This is a genomic window from Bacillus cereus group sp. RP43 (assembly GCF_040459645.1).
Classification (GTDB): Bacteria; Bacillota; Bacilli; order Bacillales; family Bacillaceae_G; genus Bacillus_A; species Bacillus_A mycoides_C.
Genome location: NZ_JARVHQ010000001.1, coordinates 4942110 through 4957377, shown reverse-complemented (window position 1 = coordinate 4957377; position 15268 = coordinate 4942110). Strand labels below are relative to the sequence as shown.

The window sequence follows — 15268 nt, the reverse complement described above, 5'->3', positions numbered from 1 at the left end:
GGGAAATAATAAAGCAGCTTTTGTTGAAAGCTGCTTTAAGAAGTAGTAATTTTTCTATTAATGAGTTGAATACATAATAAGAATAGAAGGGACATACTGATCGTTATGATTACAAGTGTCCAAGCTAGTTGCATATTACTTGCATCAATAGCCATATAAATCGCCGTCGGAATCGTCTGAGTTTTGCCAGGTATATTTCCTGCAAACATTAAAGTTGCACCAAATTCACCGAGTGCGCGAACAAAGCTTAAAATCATACCGCTAAGTAGTGCAGGAAATGCAAGCGGGAGTGTAACATGTAGAAAAACTTGATATTCACTTGCACCAAGATCACGCGCGCCATCTTCAATTTGTACATTTGCGATAGAAAATCCTGTTTTTGCTGATTGGTACATGAGCGGAAATGCAACGACTGTAGAAGCAATGATAGCAGCAGTAGATGTAAACATAATGGACTGCTGAAATAATGATTCAATCCACTTTCCAATGGGACTGTTATTTCCGAAAATGATAATTAGAAAAAAGCCGATAACAGTTGGTGGAAGCACCATTGGTAATAAGAAAATAGTTTCTAGTAGTACTTTATATCGCCAAGAGGAGCGCGCTAATGCTCGTCCAATAATCGTTCCCAAAATCGTAACGATAATGGTGGCGCACGCAGCTACTCGCAAAGATAGAAAGACAGGTGACAAAATTGCATCAAAGCTCATAGTAATTATGGCAGGATTGTAAATCCATATTTCTTAAAGATAGATTGTGCATCTTTTGATTGCAAATACTCATAGAATGAAGTCGCCTCTTTCTTATGCTTAGATTCCTTTATGACACCTAAAGGATAGTGGATTGGCTCATGAGAATTAGCCGCTGCCGCCTCTGCAATTTTTACCTTGTCTGAAACGAGAGCGTCTGTTTTATATACAATACCAGCATCAACATTACCTGTTTCTACATATGTTAACACTTGGCGAACATCTTTTGTAAATACGATTTTATTTTGAACGTCATTCCAAAGATTTTCATGTGTGAGAGAAGCTTTTGCATATTTTCCTGCAGGTACAGATTCGGGTGTACCAAGTGCGATTTTCTTGATTTTCTCATCTTTTAAATCTTGAAATTTTGAAAGAGAACTATCTTTTGGAACGACTAGAACTAGTTCATTTCCAAGAAGGTTTTTCCCTTCTTTTTCATTAATGAATCCTTTTTTAACAAGGGTTTGGAATTTATCTTCTGCTGCAGAGAAGAATAAATCAGCGGGCGCACCTTGTTCAATTTGTTGTTGCAGCGCGCCGGAAGCACCGAAGTTAAAAGAAAGCTTAATATTTGGTTCTTTTTCTTTATATTGTTTTTCAATTTCTTTTAATGCATCTTGTAAACTTGCAGCCGCTGATATAGTCAGCTCCACTGATTCTCCTTCTTTAGCAGCTGACTTTTCTCCACGTGAACAAGCTGTACTGAATATAAGAAGAAAAGAAAGTATAAGTACCCCAATGAATCGTAATGTAAATTTGTTCATAAAAAATCCCCTTTCGTTTACTAAATTAATTATAACTAAATATAACTAAGTATAACTAGTTATAATTGAATATAATTTGAACGATATAGTTGTTTTGAAAAAATAGGAGAAATATTCTTTTCTTTGTTACAATGAAGGAAGAAAGTGAGGAATCGTCTATGGATCATCATTCCTACACAACGGAAGAAGTAGCAAAGCGATTAAAAGTATCAAAATTAACTGTATACGACCTAATTAAAAAGGGAGAACTTCCTTCTTATAGGGTTGGTAGACAAATGCGCATTGATGCAGTGGATTTAGAACAATATATAAAACAAATGAAAACAGGTAAGGTACAATTTACTCCTGTAAAGAAGGACGAAATTAGTAGTTCGAATACACGCATCATTAGTGGTCAAGAACTAACGTTAGATATGTTGGCAAAACATATAGAAAATCGTCTGCCAAATTCTAATATATTAAGAGCATATCAAGGTAGTTTAACGAGTTTAGTGAAGATGTACCAAGGAGAAGGAAGCGTCGTTAGTTTGCATTTATTTGATGGCGAAACAGGTACATATAATGTTCCTTACGTAAAACGTATTTTAGTTGGGCAACCATATATTATGATTAATTTATTAGCGAGAAATGTTGGGTTTTATGTGCAAAAAGGGAATCCACAAAATATAAAAACATGGGCTGATTTAGCTCAGTCATCTATACGATTTGTAAATCGAGAAAAGGGTTCTGGTATTAGGGTGTTAGTGGATGAGCAATTGCGAATTCAAAAATTAGGTAAAGAAGATATTAGCGGGTATGAATGGGAAGAATCGAATCACCTTGGTGTTGCCTCGCAAGTCGCGAATGGAAAAGCTGATGTTGGGATAGGATCAGAAAAGTTTTCCCAAATTGTGAACGTAGACTTTATTCCGATAATGAAAGAGCAGTATGATTTAGTACTTCTGAAGAATAAAGAAAATGAGGAACTTATTGAGGTTATAAAAGGAATTTTGCAATCTGAAGAGTTTCACAATGAATTAAAAGCAATTGGTGGATATGATATAAGCAAAACAGGCCAAATTATATATGAAACAAACTAAAAGGCTGCTTGTCTATAAGACGAGCAGCCTTTTCTATATAAAGGGGGTTGGGGAAACAAATTGTTAAACGAGACTTTGAGCAAGTGCGTAAATGAAAGCTGTAAGAAGAGTTGCTCCACTTGCAAGTCCGATAAAATCTGATTTGTTAAATGTAATATTGTTCATCATAATCTCTCCTTATTTGTTTAATGTAGTTGCAACAGATTTTGCATCGACAAGTGCGGATAGCACCATGCCCATTGTATTGAAAAATTTGTTTGATTTCATTTTGTGCATCATGCGTATCCGCTCCTTTTCGAATTGTTGTTGCCCTGCTTTCTGTCTTAATTATAGGAAATATGGTCATTTGCAACTATCGAATTAGCTTACGAAAGACTTACACTTTTGTAAGAAAAAAAGACATTCATGTAAGAATGTCTTTTAAAGCAAATTAATATGATGATGCTCTTCAATTGTTTTTAAAAAGCTGCGCATTGAATTTGTCATATAACTATCTTTACGACGGATAAAAACAGTTGAAATGCTGCCGTATTTCTCGGGAATGGCATGGCAATGTACTTTACCTGCTGTAGAAAGGTGTTGCACCGCAGACTGGGGGACGAGTGTAATCCCAAGACCGAGCGCTACGCTATTTAATATGGTTTCTAATATGTTAAATTCCATAATTCTTTTTGGTAGCAAACCTTCATCTTTAAGCCATCGTTCTAGCTTGGAACGGTATCCACATCCTTGATTAAAAACGAGTAGGGGTGTCGTAGTAAATTCTTCTATATGAAAAGCTTTATTTTGTGTAACAAGCATTAATTTCTCAGTACTAACATCGTATTGTTCAATTAGTGGATGTTTAATAGGACCTGATATAAAGGCACCATCTAATTGATGATCAAGTACTTCTCTAATAAGTTCTTCCGTTAGGCCAGCTTGTAATGATAAATCGACATTTGGATAGCTTTTATAGTAAGAAGACAAGATGGTAGGTAATGTACTGACTGTTTCGACTGTACCAATTTTTAATATACCAGATGGTATTTCACTATCTAAAAACACCTGTTTTAGCTCTTCAACATCTTGCAAAATTTTATGAACATAAACGAGCATTTTTCTTCCTTCAGCTGTTAAAGTCATACCTCGTTTATGACGGTAAAAGAGTGGTGTTTTTAGCTCGTTTTCTAACTGTTTAATACGTGCGGTTACATTTGATTGTACGTAATTTAATTCCTTTGCTGCACCACTTACACTACCGCGGTCGGCAACGCTTTGGAAAATTTGTAAGTCTCGTAATTCCATTTTATGCTCCCCCTTGATGTTAACTATCATTATAAATGATAGTTAACATCATTTTGAATCATTTTACGTGATATATTTTTTCTTTTACAATTCTCCTTGTGCAAATAGAAAGAAGCGAGGGATTGTGGTGAGAAAAGGTCAAATGATAATAGGTGCTTTAGCGTGTTTAATTGCAAGTATGTCATGGGGAGCGATGTTTCCGGTTGCTGATCATGCGCTAGAATACATAGATCCGTTTTATTTTTCGTTTATTCGTTATGGGGCGGTAGCAATTGTACTGATTGTATTATTGCTAATGAAAGAAGGAAAGAAAGCATTTCGCTTAGAAGGAAGAGGAAAGTTACTCGTCTTTTTTGGAACGATGGCTTTTACCGTATATAATGTATTAATTTTTCTAGGACAAATGTTAATGGGGAAATCAGGTGTGATGGTAGCTTCTATTATGGAGGCGCTTATGCCGATGATTTCAATTTGTATTTTATGGGGATATAAAAATATAAAGCCGAAGAAGTATATGATAACGAGCATGATTATCGCATTTGTAGGAGCTGTATTTGTTATTACGAAAGGTGATATGAGTTTCTTTTTAACATTGAAAGATAACATGTTTTCGCTAGCATTTATATTTGTTGGTGTTGTAGGATGGGTTATTTATACGATGGGTGGTCAAACGTGTAGTGATTGGTCAACGTTACGTTACTCAACATTAACTTGTGTATTTGGGACTGCAGTTACAGGAATTATAACTATAATCATTACGTCACTTGGATATGTATCAGTTCCAAGTATGGGAACGATTTCTATTGTGAAATATGATTTGTTATTTATGATGACATTACCAGGTATCGTAGCGCTACTTGCTTGGAACTACGGTGTGAAAATCTTATCATCAATTAATGGTATTTTATTTATTAACTTTGTGCCAATTACTACGTTAGTTATTATGATGATGCAAGGATATAAAATAACAACATTTGATATTGTAGGAACATTATTTGTTATTGCAGCGCTTATTCGTAATAATGTTTGTCAGAGAAAAGAAGAAAATATAAATAAACAAATTTTGCAAGAAAAGCAATTGCGTCAAGCTGTTTAATAGGCAACTGGAGGATTTTATATGTTAGAAAGTTTATTGTTTTTCTTTGCTGCTGGAGTTGCCTGCGAGCTTGCAGCAATTAATCGAAATGGTCGTAAGAGTATAAAACAACAAGCTGAACTGATACAGCTTTTAAAAGAATTGAAGGAAAGAAAAAATTAAAAAGACGACCGGGCATAGACGGTCGTCTTTTTCTATATAAAGGGGAAAGGGGACACAAAGTTATACAAGAGTAGCAGCGTAAATGAAAGCAGTAAGAAGAATCGAGCCGCTAGCTAGTCCTAAAAAATCTAATTTGTTAAAAGTCATGTTATTCATAATGCATTCTCCTTACTTGTTTAATGTAGAAGCAACAGCTTTTGCATCGATAAGAGCGGAAAATACCATGCCCATTGTATTTAAGAAATTGTTCGTTTTCATTTTGTTCATCATATAGATCCGCTCCTTTTCAAATGGTTGTTGCCCTGTTTCTGACTTAATTGTATAAGATAGTGGAGGGAGTCACTATCGAATTAGCTTACAAGAAAATTACACTTTTGTAAGAATTGAAATTTAACAATAAATACTTATTTTTATTACCAACTCCTAAAACTTAGTGTTATAATCATTGTAAGAAAATGATTATACTTCGGATATTCAGAAAGGAACGAAACAAATGTATAAACCAATTACATTTTCGTTGAAATATATATTTAAAATGGCTGGGAAGGTAGAAGTGCAAGGGAGAGAGAAATTACCAGAAGATGGCCCTTACGTTGTTGCGTGTACACATACAAGTTTTATGGATGTTTTAATGTTAGCGGCAGGAATGTACCCAACTCAAATTCATTACATGGCAAAAAAAGAATTGTTTGAAGGGAAATTTAAAAATTGGTTTTTTAAAAATGTAAATGCATTCCCTGTAGACCGTGCGAATCCAGGGCCAAGCACATTGAAAATTCCATCGCGCTTATTAAAAGAAGGAAAAGTAGTAGGGATTTTCCCAAGTGGGACGAGATCATCAGAAGACGTTTCATTAAAAGCTGGGGCTGTTACGATTGCAATGCGTTCTAACGTTCCGTTAATACCAGCAGCTTATGTTGGCCCATCAAGTGTAAAAGAATTGATAAAAGGGAAAAAAGCACGATTGATTTTTGGAGACCCAATTCAAATTGATGCTGAAGAACAAATAGATCGAAAAACGGCTATGAAAATGATGACAGATGAATTAAATGAAAAGTTTGAAGAACTAAAGGAAGTTTTACAACCAAATCAAAAGTAAGAAAAGACGACCGGGCATAGACGGTCGTCTTTTCTATTACTATTTATATAAAGGGGGAAAGGGGACACAAAGTTTATATAAGAGTAGCAGCGTAAATGAAAGCAGTAAGAAGAATCGAGCCGCTAGCTAGTCCTAAAAAATCTAATTTGTTAAAAGTCATGTTATTCATAATGCATTCTCCTTACTTGTTTAATGTAGAAGCAACAGCTTTTGCATCGATAAGAGCGGAAAATACCATGCCCATTGTATTTAAGAAATTGTTCGTTTTCATTTTGTTCATCATATAGATCCGCTCCTTTTCAAATGGTTGTTGCCCTGTTTCTGACTTAATTGTATAAGATAGTGGAGGGAGTCACTATCGAATTAGCTTACAGGAAAATTACACTTTTGTAAGAAAAGCGAATGAAAGTGTAATGATGAGAAGATTTGACATATGTTCATATGATTTATTAAGTTAAAAGTAGAGGTGAGTGTATGGCTAATATTAAAGATATTGCAAAGATGGCTGGGGTTTCAGTTACGACTGTTTCGAGGGTATTAAATGATCATCCATATGTAAGTAAAGAAAAAAGGAAAGTTGTTTTAGAAATAGTTGAGAAATTGAATTACTCACAAAATGCAAATGCTGTTCATTTATCAAAAGGGAAGACGAATATTGTTGGCGTGATTCTACCTTATATTAATCATCCGTCTTTTGATGCGATGGTGGGTGGAATGATGGAAGTTGCGTTAGCTCACAATTATCGAGTACTTCTTTGTCAAACGAACTACAATAAAAAAGAAGAAATGAAAAGTTTACATATGTTGAAAACAAAGCAACTAGACGGTCTTATCATTTGTTCTCGTGCTAATGAGTGGGAAATTATAGAGCCGTATGCAGCATATGGATCAGTTGTCGCTTGTGAGGCTAATGATATTGAAAGCATATCGAGTGTATATACAGATCATTTTAATGCCTTTCAATTAGGAATGAGTTACCTTATTGAAAAAGGTTATAAGAAGATTGGATATTGTACGGGAAGAAAGTTAGGGCCAAGTAGTAAGAAACGTTTTGATGCTTATAAACAACAGCTACAATTAATAGATGAAGAAGTGATGGAAGATCGCATTTTCACAGAATGCTTTACATTAGAAGATGGTGTAAGAGTTGCACATCAATTCAAGGAGATGGAGAATCCTCCTGAAGCATTAATAGTGGCAGGAGATGAAGTTGCTATTGGGATCATGACAGAAGTTGAAAAATTAGGTATTAAAGTTCCTGAGGATTTAGCGATTATTGGTTTTGATAATCAACCGATTTCTCAAGTTTTACAACTGACAACCATTGACCAAAATTTAAAGGGAATAGGTAAGACGGCTTTTGAAATGTTTTACAGGCAAGTAAGTGATGAGAGTTCTAAACAAGAAAAGATGGAAATTCCGTATAAACTTGTGGAACGCTCCACGGTTTAGTAATAATCCGTTATGTGTATAATCACATAACGGATTATTTTTTGAAATGTCTTTGACAGGAAACGCGTTTCATACTTTATAAAAGAGTTACACCGGTCTGTAATAATCCATGGATTCTTTTCAAGTGTTAAAACAATGAATAGAATTTGGAGGAGTATGCATGAATGAACTTTTATTAAGTATGAAAAAATATGTAGAGGATGACGAACAAATTTTAGCATTTGTGATAGGGATATTTGAGAAAGATGATTTTACCTTATCATATCGACGTGGGATTTTCGTTGCTACGACTAGACGTCTTCTCTTTTATGGGGAATTTCCGTACTATCCTGCAACATTTGAAGAGTATTCGTATTTGCATATAGACGACATAAATTCTCATCCGCATTTAGTATTTACTTGCAATCAGGAGACGGTGACAGCTAAGTATATTCAGAAAGGTAATGTGGAGCACTTCGCTCGTACAGTTAGGGCAAATATGAATAATTAATCAGGCGTTTGTTTAAACATAATAACATTACTGTTATGAGAAGAATTGCGTAATAAAAACAACTTCTAAACCTCTAGGAGATAGTGATACAATGTCAAATGGGGGGAGGGATGAACTATGGTTAATCAACGTATAAAGGAAATCGCATTAATTACAATCGGTTCATTACTATTTGCAATTGGTATTAATTACTTCGCAATTCCAAACCGTTTATCAGAGGGTGGAATCATCGGTTTAACGGTTGTTACTTATTATTTATTTGATTGGTCACCAGGAATTGTGAATTTTGGTTTAAATGCAATTTTATTAGCTGTAGGTTATAAATTTTTTGATAAGAAAACGATGGTTTACACAATTATAGGTATTGTGGAAACATCTTTGTTTTTATATGTTACAGAGCACATTCAGTATCAAGTAAATAGTGATACATTATTAGCGGCTTTATTTGCTGGTGTATTTGTAGGTATCGGATTAGGGTGTATGTTCAAAGCTGGAGGTACATCAGGAGGATCGGCAATTTTAGCGCAGTTAGCAAATCAATATTTAGGTTGGAGCGTCGGAAAAGGCGTACTTATTATTGATATCGTTGTAATTGCTGGATCTGTATTTATAATAGGACAAGAAAAGGCAATGTATACACTTGTAGCTGTATTTGTCGGAGCGAAAGTGATTGATTTCATCGTGGAAGGTATGGATACAAAAACAGCTGTTACGATTATTTCGAATCAACCAGACTTAATTCGAGAGACTATTACGAAAAACATGACACGCGGTGTCACTGTATTAGAAGGACGCGGCGGATATACTGGTAAAAATAAAGAAGTATTATATGTCGTTATTAATAAACAAGAGCTTGTTAAGTTAAAGCAAGTTATTAGTAGAGTTGATGAAGATGCTTTCGTTGTTATTCACGATGTACGTGATGTACTTGGTGGTGGCTTTAAAGCGAGCTAAAAGGTGAACGAGTAAATTCGTTCGCCTTTTTTAATTCTTACAAAAATGTAAGTGTAATGTAATGAGATTCAATAGTAGATTTTATTCCTTCTTTTTAAAATGGATGTATATATATCCTGCAGAGGAGGAATGTTTAGTATGAAGAAAAAAATGATCACTACTATAATAGCGATGATAGTGATAGTAGTAATGTTACTGCCTACAAAACTTGGACCAGTTATCGATAAATATAATCCACTTTATAAGACGAAAGAATATTATACGGTTGTGAATACAATTGGTCAGCATATTGGTGATGAATGGTATGAATATGAATTTATTGCATTTGACGAACGTGGAAAAGAACAAAAAATAAAGAAGACTGTTAAGCATATGTTAAAGAGAGATGGAGCATTAAAAGTGTACGCAAAAGGACGCTACGGCGAGGCGATTGAAGAAATTGAAGCTGTAAATATTCCTATTAATGCGAAGAGTAAACTTTTAACGATGAGATAGCGAATTATACCCCCACCTATTTTTTGTCGAAAATAAAAATACTAGGTAGGGGTATTTTGAAGTGCATAAAAAAGCCTTAGTCCATATGGACTAAGGCTTTTTTATTATATAAAGGGGAAGGGGGTACATTGTAGTAGCATGAGTGAAAGGTATAAGAAGAGTAGCTACTAGCAATGTAATTTGGTTATGTGAGTGTTCTTCTTATTTGGCTTACTTTCTAACTTTATTGTACGAGATGTAGGCAAAGGAAACTATCGAATTACATTACACATAGCTTACAAACATGTAAGTATCCTGTAATGTAATTCGATAGTTAGAAGATAGTGAATATAATATATTATAACTAGAAAGTCTACTGTATTACTTTCTGTTTGTAATGTTAATGAAGAACGAAAAACCAACTAATTTTTAATAGCCCTCATCTTTATTTAGATGGGGTTCTTTTTTTAACCTTACAACATTGTAAGGTTTACGTAAGTTAATTCGATAGCAAATTTGTCATATTTTTTGCATAATAGATACAAATAGATAAAAAATAATTAGGGATATAGTAAGAAGGGAGAAAACTGGGATGCGTAAAGAAGAAGTAGTGAAGTTTCCAATTAAAGATTTCTGTAGCTACTTTACTGTTGCCATAGTATGTATTGGATTATTTGATATAATAACAAACTTAGTTGTTAAATAATATAGATGATAAAACAAGAAGGGAGACCCTTTCTTGTTTTTTTTATGGGGGCATAAAGATGAAATGGATTGATAGCCATATACATGTTGATCAATATGAGGATGAAGAGAAAGGTAGATTACTTATAGATGTGAAAAATAGTAAAGAGATAAAAGGGCTTATTGCAGTATCTATGAATTATCAATCATGCCTAGAAACTTTATCTTTAGCAAAGCGATATCCTTTTGTGCAACCAGCGATAGGTTTTCATCCAGAGCAACCGATTCATAAAGAGGAATGTGAGCAAATTTATAAATTAATCGAAGATCATGTAGAGGACATCGTTGCGATTGGTGAAGTGGGCTTGCCATATTATTTAAGGAAAGAAGATGAAAATATTGCTATCGATCCCTACATAGCGGTGTTAAAAAAGTTTGTTGAACTAGCTAATAAATATGATTTACCAATTATATTGCATGCGGTTTATGAAGATGCTGACACTGTATGTGATTTACTTGAAGAATATAAAGTTTCACGTGTACACTTCCATTGGTTTAAAGGAAGTGAAGAGACAATGAAACGGATGATGAGGAACGGTTATTTTATTTCTATCACACCGGATGTTTTACATAAGGAGAAAATTAGAAAAATCGTTTCGTATTATCCGCTTGAATATATGATGGTAGAAACAGATGGGCCGTGGGAATTTCAGAAGGATACGATGACACATCCTTATATGATAAAAGATGTATTACAAGAAATTAGTATAATAAAAAAAATATCAGTAGAGAAAGTTACTGAGCAAATATATGAGAATACGGTGCGATTTTATAAAGTTAGTGAGTCATCATAAAAAACACCAAGCATTTGCTTGGTGTTTTTTATGATTCTAATTTTTTCGCACGTCTTAATAATAAAAGAAAGACAATTATTATAAACCCAATTATAAGGAAGAACCCATATTGTTTTATATAATCAATTATGTCATTCGCACTTGTTGGTTTTTCAACGTGAATGCCGTCCTTATCAGTAGTAATATGAATATCTTTCATTTTTACTTCATTCGTTTCTTTTTGTAAATCAATCCACTCTATGTTTGGAATACTTTCTAGTTCCTTTAATACCTCTTTTAATGGTTTAACGCCCAAGTAAGGATGATAAAATGCACCGATAATTCCATCTGATAATTTTTCGACAGATAAAGCACGTTCTTTCATTTTTGCTATAGCTTGTGGCTTATCTTCTTCAATAAAGCCAACAGTTTCAGGAATTAATTTCATCCCATGTAAAAATGACGGTGTACTTATATAAGCCGGTGAGTGCATTGATTTCCAAGTTGTATCGTTTAGTTGTAGTTGTCCTACATAAGTTGAAAAATATTGTGATAGTATTTCATATCCTTTTTGAGACATTGTATAGTGCGGAGCTTCAAAGGCAACTGGATATAATTTTGCTCCTACAAGCTCTGTAATCCCTTTTTCAATATGCTCTTTAGTATATTTTTCTTCGAAGGCTTTTCCGTTTTCTACGTATTTAGTATAGTCTTCTGTAGACTGAAAATCTTCTTTTGTCTTTGGTTTTTCATGATTCGGTTGGCGAATTGGTTGATCTGTTTTTACATCCCAAAATTCAAAACCTTCGCCAGTTTCACTATCATAAAACTGATGGGTGTAACCATGCATAACGATAGAACCGCCGTTATCTTGCATAAAGCGTAAAACATCGATTAATTCAGAGTTATCCTTTAAATGTACTGTTTTTCCTGTGTCTGGATCTTTGTAAACAGGGATAACGGTAATCATATAAGGAATTTTTTTCTCTTTTAGTAATTCAGCAATTTCTTTTAATTGCTTTACATCTACAGCTGGGTGAACGTCTTCAAGACGTAAATAAGCTGAATTTTTATTTGTCATAGGCTTTTGTTCGAAGTAAGAAAATAGCATTTCACCGACGTAATGAGACATCCAATCAAAAAGGTTTGGAGTCGCGACATAATAGGATGTTCCTTGCTGAACGATTAACGGATGAGTTCCATCAGCACTCAAGGCGTAAGCAAGAGTTGTTCCTTTTGTTTCAACTTTCTTCATTAAGCGTTCTTCATGTAATTCATTTTTTAATTGGTTAGTCGGATATTCTATAGTGTGAATTCGTATATCGGTTTCTTTCGAGGTAATGAAAGAAAAACGATTAGATAATTGTTCAACATTTTGCCCTAAAACTAATACTGGACCTGAGAAGTTTTCTAGAAATTGTTTTGCTGCAATAGAAAAATCTTCTTTTTTTTCTCCAATATAAACAATGTGTGTATAAGAAGATGAGTTAGTAGTTTCATTCATTTCTTTTAAACTTTTTACTGTTATATCATTTGTAAAGTATCCTAACTGAGTATTAAGGATTTGTACATTGTTTGTAATTTTGTTGTCTTCTGTACTATACAAAATAAGTACTTTTGGTTTTGCTGATGTTTGCGCAGAGGTATGTATAGGAATGAGTAGTAAAATGCTGAAAAAGATTAGTAGAGTTCTTTTCATTTATTTATGCTCCTATTCTATATATATAATTCAATTTACAATTATATACAAAAAATAAATTATAGTCTATGGAAGTTACATTTTTGCACGTATTTACCATATATTTTTTCACAAAATCGGTCTAAAGCATGATGATAATATGTATAGTTATTTGCTATGATTGAAGGGTAAGAGAATGATAGAGTGTAGGTAATTGTAAAGGGAAGGCTGAAAGGGGACAAATTTCAGCGGAGAAAGAGGTAGAGGTAGTGAAGAAATTCTTTGTAGGATTTTTAGTTGTTCTTGGAGTGTATTTATATTTCCAAGGAAAGTCTGAAGGAATGGGTAAGTTAATGAATGAAACAAGCTATGTTGATTCAGAAGAAGCAAAACAGATGAAACAAATTATTATAGAGGAAGCAAAGAAAGTAAACCTTCCGGAATGGATACCTCTTACAATTGCCGAACATGAAAGTAGGTTAAATCCAAGAAGTGTTGGAGATAACGGAACTTCATTCGGATTGTTTCAATTACACCGTGGTGGTGGGCTTGCACCAGAGCATTTAACTGATGAGGAGTTGAAAGATCCGCGTACAAATGCGCAAATTGCAATGCCGCATTTAATGAAAGGATATAAGCGCGGGGTGCAAAAAGGTTTGACTGATTTTGCATTACTAAAATATATAGCGAATACATCTGGATGGCCAGGGAATTTAGGACCAGAGTGGACGGATAACAATATGAAGTATAACATCGGATTAGAGGATGTATACTATCGAAATAAAGGTGTAATCAAAGAGTAGGTTTTCTATACCTACTCTGTTTTTTTATGAATAATTTCATCCTTTTCTTTCGTGAAATACTGCGCTAGTTGTATTTTCACATCTTCTAGTTTTGTAGAAACTTGCGGTATTTTATATCCTACGTACAACGGTGAAACGACAAACCTAGGAACAACTTTACAAATGATTTTCCTGTTTAAGTGATAGAAGAATAAGTTATAACTACTACATCCTTTATGGAAATCTGTCAGTATGTAACGTACAGTTTGCTGAATATAATTGGCCATTTCATCTATAAATGCAATATCTTCAATGATGATATTAAATTCAGTAAAGCCGATAATAGGACGCTCTGAAATGTTGAGTTCAATGTGTTCATTTTTTTGAACAATTACCCCTTGGAAATTTGCTTCCTCAATATTTTCAAGATAGTCTACATGTTTCATTCCGATAATTTGCATGTGTGCATGGTGCAAACTTCCGCCTGAGAATGGACCATGATTTTTGTATAAAATCACAGATGTGAATTCTTCATTCTTCTGTAAGTCTAACCAATGTTGAATGGAGAAACGGATTAGCGATCTCATATGTTCTTCTGTATATGTCGCAATATGGTCTTCACAATTATCTGTTTCGATTAGCACCGTTTGAAATGTATCTTTTAATGTAGGAAATTTGTTTTTTAGCCAAATAATTGAGTCTTCAGTAGCTAAAATATCCGTTAAATTTTCTCTGTCACAAAAAGGACATGCAGCGCTTCTGTTCCGGATGCTTTCTGGTTTTTGTTTGCCGATATCGTTTAAAAAGTATAGTTGTTGTGTATCCATTTGTATATATGCCCCTTTAAAATATGTGTGAAAATCCCGCTTAATACATTCGGGAAAAGGAGAAGGAAATCCTTTAAAGGGAATAGGAAAAATAAAAGACAAGATATCCTCATTACAATAGGGTACCTTGTCTTTTATTTTTTCTTTAATAGTGTGTATGGATAATATAGAGTATTTTCGTTTTGTTTCTTTTTTCTATTTTTTATTGTGTATAAGGTAATGGCTGTACTTGCGATTACAATAATGGCTTTCTTCATATTCATATACCCCTTTTTATTGTTGGTTTAATTCTTGGCTAACTGCTTTTGCGTCGACTAAAGCGTGTAAAATCATTTTTACCATGTTCATCATATTCCTTCACTCCTTTTTATAGTTCGTTTAGTTCTTTTACAACTGCTTGTCCGTTCACTAATACCTCAAAGATTGCTTTTACGATTTCTTTCATCATGATTGTTTTCCTCCTTGTTTTTGTCTCTCTTGTTTCTATCTTTATTGTATAGGGAGGTATCTTTTCCTACTATCGTTTTCCATTACGTGAACATAACAGTTTTGTAAGATTTGATGTCACTTATTGAAATGTTTAGTCTATCTTCATTATTTTCAGAAAAATGACTATTCAAACATGAAATGGGAAAGTATAATAAAGAAGTAAGTATTAAATTCCGTACGAAAGGGGTGAATGAGATGAAACGTTCTTTAGCTGCGCGTGCCAAATTTTTAGATTATATCTATTTTTGTCGTGCGATTTTTCATGATGTAGTTGTTAACGGGATACGTATGCCCTTTTTTAACAATTGCATAGTAGCTATTGAACGATAGAAGTCTCTTCACCCATTTTTGATAAACGTGTGAAAAGGG

Annotated in this window: 20 protein-coding genes; 11 read left to right on the top strand and 9 right to left on the bottom strand. The window is 33.8% G+C overall.

Features of this window, described 5'->3' with window-relative positions:
* Positions 1-35: 35 nt before the first annotated feature.
* Positions 36-710 carry a molybdate ABC transporter permease subunit gene (modB, locus tag QCI75_RS25680; protein WP_144507936.1) on the bottom strand — a complete coding sequence of 225 codons (675 nt, stop codon included), beginning with the start codon at positions 708-710 and terminating at the stop codon, positions 36-38.
* Positions 711-715: 5 nt separating this feature from the next.
* Complete coding sequence (modA, locus tag QCI75_RS25675) at positions 716-1513, bottom strand: molybdate ABC transporter substrate-binding protein (RefSeq protein WP_144507934.1); 798 nt, start codon at positions 1511-1513, stop codon at positions 716-718.
* Between the two features lie 131 nt (positions 1514-1644).
* On the opposite strand from modA, the gene QCI75_RS25670 reads away from it, so the two are divergent.
* Positions 1645-2592: a substrate-binding domain-containing protein gene (locus QCI75_RS25670; protein ID WP_353761411.1), complete on the top strand. Its 948-nt coding sequence runs from the start codon at positions 1645-1647 to the stop codon at positions 2590-2592.
* 63 nt (positions 2593-2655) lie between these two features.
* Here QCI75_RS25670 and QCI75_RS25665 read toward each other — a convergent pair whose 3' ends face one another.
* On the bottom strand, positions 2656-2757 hold the full coding sequence (locus QCI75_RS25665; RefSeq protein ID WP_088232809.1) for a DUF3948 family protein: 102 nt from the start codon (positions 2755-2757) through the stop codon (positions 2656-2658).
* 255 nt (positions 2758-3012) lie between these two features.
* Positions 3013-3879 (bottom strand): LysR family transcriptional regulator, encoded by an 867-nt coding sequence (locus QCI75_RS25660; RefSeq protein WP_353761410.1) that lies wholly within the window; start codon positions 3877-3879, stop codon positions 3013-3015.
* Between the two features lie 127 nt (positions 3880-4006).
* Between QCI75_RS25660 and QCI75_RS25655 the strand changes: the two genes are divergently transcribed.
* Positions 4007-4975: a DMT family transporter gene (locus QCI75_RS25655; protein ID WP_144507931.1), complete on the top strand. Its 969-nt coding sequence runs from the start codon at positions 4007-4009 to the stop codon at positions 4973-4975.
* A 21-nt stretch (positions 4976-4996) separates the two neighbouring features.
* The gene (locus QCI75_RS25650) at positions 4997-5137 is read left to right on the top strand and encodes a YrzO family protein (protein ID WP_144507929.1); all 141 of its coding nucleotides are present in this window, start codon (positions 4997-4999) and stop codon (positions 5135-5137) included.
* Between the two features lie 60 nt (positions 5138-5197).
* Here the strand turns inward: QCI75_RS25650 and QCI75_RS25645 are convergent, their stop codons facing one another.
* Positions 5198-5293, bottom strand: a complete 96-nt coding sequence (locus tag QCI75_RS25645) for a DUF3948 family protein (protein WP_142344732.1) — start codon at positions 5291-5293, stop codon at positions 5198-5200.
* Positions 5294-5630: 337 nt separating this feature from the next.
* Between QCI75_RS25645 and QCI75_RS25640 the strand changes: the two genes are divergently transcribed.
* A complete protein-coding gene (locus QCI75_RS25640; protein WP_144507927.1) occupies positions 5631-6236 on the top strand; it encodes a lysophospholipid acyltransferase family protein in 606 nt (201 codons plus the stop codon).
* 73 nt (positions 6237-6309) lie between these two features.
* Here the strand turns inward: QCI75_RS25640 and QCI75_RS25635 are convergent, their stop codons facing one another.
* On the bottom strand, positions 6310-6405 hold the full coding sequence (locus QCI75_RS25635; RefSeq protein ID WP_002124767.1) for a DUF3948 family protein: 96 nt from the start codon (positions 6403-6405) through the stop codon (positions 6310-6312).
* 305 nt (positions 6406-6710) lie between these two features.
* On the opposite strand from QCI75_RS25635, the gene QCI75_RS25630 reads away from it, so the two are divergent.
* The 5 genes from QCI75_RS25630 to QCI75_RS25610 all read left to right on the top strand — a co-directional run bounded on the left by QCI75_RS25630 (position 6711) and on the right by QCI75_RS25610 (position 11144).
* Positions 6711-7688, top strand: coding sequence for a LacI family DNA-binding transcriptional regulator (locus tag QCI75_RS25630; protein ID WP_353761409.1), 978 nt, complete (start codon positions 6711-6713; stop codon positions 7686-7688).
* A gap of 160 nt (positions 7689-7848) precedes the next feature.
* Positions 7849-8178 (top strand): PH domain-containing protein, encoded by a 330-nt coding sequence (locus tag QCI75_RS25625; protein WP_144507923.1) that lies wholly within the window; start codon positions 7849-7851, stop codon positions 8176-8178.
* 117 nt (positions 8179-8295) lie between these two features.
* Positions 8296-9132 (top strand): YitT family protein, encoded by an 837-nt coding sequence (locus QCI75_RS25620; protein ID WP_199661710.1) that lies wholly within the window; start codon positions 8296-8298, stop codon positions 9130-9132.
* A 138-nt stretch (positions 9133-9270) separates the two neighbouring features.
* Positions 9271-9627 (top strand): YxeA family protein, encoded by a 357-nt coding sequence (locus tag QCI75_RS25615; protein ID WP_353761408.1) that lies wholly within the window; start codon positions 9271-9273, stop codon positions 9625-9627.
* A 743-nt stretch (positions 9628-10370) separates the two neighbouring features.
* On the top strand, positions 10371-11144 hold the full coding sequence (locus QCI75_RS25610) for a TatD family hydrolase (RefSeq protein ID WP_353761406.1): 774 nt from the start codon (positions 10371-10373) through the stop codon (positions 11142-11144).
* A 28-nt stretch (positions 11145-11172) separates the two neighbouring features.
* Here the strand turns inward: QCI75_RS25610 and QCI75_RS25605 are convergent, their stop codons facing one another.
* Entirely contained in the window at positions 11173-12822 is a 1650-nt protein-coding gene (locus QCI75_RS25605; RefSeq protein WP_353761405.1) for a DUF2334 domain-containing protein, read from the bottom strand.
* A 248-nt stretch (positions 12823-13070) separates the two neighbouring features.
* On the opposite strand from QCI75_RS25605, the gene QCI75_RS25600 reads away from it, so the two are divergent.
* On the top strand, positions 13071-13604 hold the full coding sequence (locus QCI75_RS25600) for a transglycosylase SLT domain-containing protein (RefSeq protein WP_002113396.1): 534 nt from the start codon (positions 13071-13073) through the stop codon (positions 13602-13604).
* Between the two features lie 11 nt (positions 13605-13615).
* Here the strand turns inward: QCI75_RS25600 and QCI75_RS25595 are convergent, their stop codons facing one another.
* Complete coding sequence (locus QCI75_RS25595; protein ID WP_235676349.1) at positions 13616-14410, bottom strand: DUF4931 domain-containing protein; 795 nt, start codon at positions 14408-14410, stop codon at positions 13616-13618.
* 134 nt (positions 14411-14544) lie between these two features.
* On the bottom strand, positions 14545-14673 hold the full coding sequence (locus QCI75_RS25590) for a spore coat protein B (protein WP_144506096.1): 129 nt from the start codon (positions 14671-14673) through the stop codon (positions 14545-14547).
* Positions 14674-15094: 421 nt separating this feature from the next.
* Between QCI75_RS25590 and QCI75_RS25585 the strand changes: the two genes are divergently transcribed.
* A complete protein-coding gene (locus QCI75_RS25585) occupies positions 15095-15229 on the top strand; it encodes an RAxF-45 family protein (RefSeq protein ID WP_079999070.1) in 135 nt (44 codons plus the stop codon).
* The last annotated feature ends 39 nt before the right edge of the window (positions 15230-15268 follow it).

Coding starts and splice junctions, on each gene's coding strand:
- QCI75_RS25635 (WP_002124767.1), bottom strand. CDS start 6,405: ATGAATAACATGACTTTTAACAAATTAGATTTTTTAGGACTAGCTAGC.
- QCI75_RS25650 (WP_144507929.1), top strand. CDS start 4,997: ATGTTAGAAAGTTTATTGTTTTTCTTTGCTGCTGGAGTTGCCTGCGAG.
- QCI75_RS25595 (WP_235676349.1), bottom strand. CDS start 14,410: ATGGATACACAACAACTATACTTTTTAAACGATATCGGCAAACAAAAA.
- modA (WP_144507934.1), bottom strand. CDS start 1,513: ATGAACAAATTTACATTACGATTCATTGGGGTACTTATACTTTCTTTT.
- QCI75_RS25605 (WP_353761405.1), bottom strand. CDS start 12,822: ATGAAAAGAACTCTACTAATCTTTTTCAGCATTTTACTACTCATTCCT.
- QCI75_RS25620 (WP_199661710.1), top strand. CDS start 8,296: ATGGTTAATCAACGTATAAAGGAAATCGCATTAATTACAATCGGTTCA.
- QCI75_RS25625 (WP_144507923.1), top strand. CDS start 7,849: ATGAATGAACTTTTATTAAGTATGAAAAAATATGTAGAGGATGACGAA.
- QCI75_RS25645 (WP_142344732.1), bottom strand. CDS start 5,293: ATGAATAACATGACTTTTAACAAATTAGATTTTTTAGGACTAGCTAGC.
- QCI75_RS25660 (WP_353761410.1), bottom strand. CDS start 3,879: ATGGAATTACGAGACTTACAAATTTTCCAAAGCGTTGCCGACCGCGGT.
- QCI75_RS25640 (WP_144507927.1), top strand. CDS start 5,631: ATGTATAAACCAATTACATTTTCGTTGAAATATATATTTAAAATGGCT.
- QCI75_RS25590 (WP_144506096.1), bottom strand. CDS start 14,673: ATGAATATGAAGAAAGCCATTATTGTAATCGCAAGTACAGCCATTACC.
- QCI75_RS25615 (WP_353761408.1), top strand. CDS start 9,271: ATGAAGAAAAAAATGATCACTACTATAATAGCGATGATAGTGATAGTA.
- QCI75_RS25610 (WP_353761406.1), top strand. CDS start 10,371: ATGAAATGGATTGATAGCCATATACATGTTGATCAATATGAGGATGAA.
- QCI75_RS25665 (WP_088232809.1), bottom strand. CDS start 2,757: ATGAACAATATTACATTTAACAAATCAGATTTTATCGGACTTGCAAGT.
- QCI75_RS25585 (WP_079999070.1), top strand. CDS start 15,095: ATGAAACGTTCTTTAGCTGCGCGTGCCAAATTTTTAGATTATATCTAT.
- modB (WP_144507936.1), bottom strand. CDS start 710: ATGAGCTTTGATGCAATTTTGTCACCTGTCTTTCTATCTTTGCGAGTA.
- QCI75_RS25670 (WP_353761411.1), top strand. CDS start 1,645: ATGAAGGAAGAAAGTGAGGAATCGTCTATGGATCATCATTCCTACACA.
- QCI75_RS25630 (WP_353761409.1), top strand. CDS start 6,711: ATGGCTAATATTAAAGATATTGCAAAGATGGCTGGGGTTTCAGTTACG.